This is a genomic window from Endothiovibrio diazotrophicus (assembly GCF_054657215.1).
Genome location: NZ_BAAHXB010000247.1, coordinates 1 through 1521 on the forward strand (window position 1 = coordinate 1; position 1521 = coordinate 1521).

Genomic DNA, 1521 nt, shown 5'->3' on the forward strand with positions numbered 1-1521 from the left:
GCGGGCTCGCGGCCGCGGGCTCGAATCCCGTCGCCGGCTCCTCTACCATAGGCGCGCCCCATCCGTGACCCCGTCCCCCGAAGCCCGCGCCATGAGTCATCCGCACCGCCCGCCCGCCGATGTCCCGTCTGCCCTCTCCGCCGGGGAGGACGCCGAGCCGCCGATCCGGCGTCTCGGACCGGCCAAGCAGCGGCTGGAGGCGGAGCCGGGCGAGCCGCGCCACTGGTTCGCCTACGCCGAGGTGCTGCTGGCGCTGGCCCAGCCGGCGGCGGTGGTGGCGTTGGCTGGGGTGGCCGAGGCCAACGCCCTGCTGGCGCCGGAGGCGCTCGCCACCCTGCGCGAGTCGGCGGCGGCCTGCGAGCGGGAGCTGGCGGAGCTGATGGCGGTGTCCCGCGAGGAGGAGGCGGCGTTGTCGGCGGCGCAGCGCTTCGTGGCGCGCCGGCCGGGGGCGCCGGTGGGGTGGAGCGCCCTGGGGGCGGCGCTGCTGGCGCGGCGCGAGCCGGCGGCGGCGCGGGAGGCCTTCGAGCGGGCGGTGGCGCTCGATCCGGGCAACGCGAGCCATCGCGCCAACCTGGGCGCGGTGCTCCACGAGCTGAAGGCGCGGGAGGCGGCGGAGGCGTGCCTGCGCGAGGCCCTGGCGCTCGACCCCGGTCATCTCCTGGCGTTGACCAATCTCTCCTGCACGCTGCTCGCCGGCGAGCGGGAGGCGGAGGCGTTGGCGCTGGCCGAGCGCGCGTTGGAGCTGGCGCCGGACCACCTGCCGGCGTGGCTGGCGCGCAGCGACGCGCTGCGCGCGCTCGATCGCAGCGCCGAGGCGGAGGCCGGCTACCGTGCGCTGCTCGAGCGCGACCCGCGCCACTTTGCTGCGCTCTCCAATCTGGCCGACCTGCTGGTCCAGCACGGGCGGCTGAGCGAGGCGGTAGAGCTGCGGCGGCGTGCCACCCGGGTGTCGCCGGCGGACATCCGCGGCTGGATCGCGCTGACCGACACGCTGGGGCGGGCGGAGGCGTTCGATGAGGCCGAAGAGGCGATCGGCGAGGCGATCCGGCTCGACGGGCGGGACCCGGCGGCGCGCGGCACCCTGGGGGTGCTCTGCCTGCGGCGCAAGCGTCCGGGCGAGGCGCGGGCGGCCTTCGCCGAGGCGGTGGCGCTGGACCCCGGTGATGCCTCGGCCTACGCCAACCTGGGTCACGCGCTGATCGAGCTGGGCCGCGAGGAGGAGGCCGAGGCGGTCCTGCGCAAGGCGGTCGAACTCGATCCCGAGCGCTTCCCGGCGTGGAGCAACCTGCTCTTCCTGCTCGACGTCACCGCCTCCGGCAGCGCCGCTTCCCGCCTGGCGGAGGCGCGGCGCTTCGGCGAGGTCGCCTCGCGCCGGGCGCGTCCGTTCAGCGCCTGGCGGTGTGGTGGCGGGCTCGGTGGGCGGATCAGGGTGGGGCTGGTCAGCGGTGACCTGGGGAACCACCCGGTGGGCTTCTTCCTGGAGGGGATCGTCGGCCGGCTGGGTGAGCTGGGGATCGATCT

General features: G+C 76.6%; 1 protein-coding gene. It reads left to right on the forward strand.

Annotation, left to right across the window (positions count from 1 at the left end; translation table 11 throughout):
- Positions 1-91 precede the first annotated feature (91 nt).
- Positions 92-1521: tetratricopeptide repeat protein (locus tag ACYQ2W_RS26140; RefSeq protein ID WP_459873992.1), on the forward strand; the 1430-nt coding region annotated here is incomplete at its 3' end.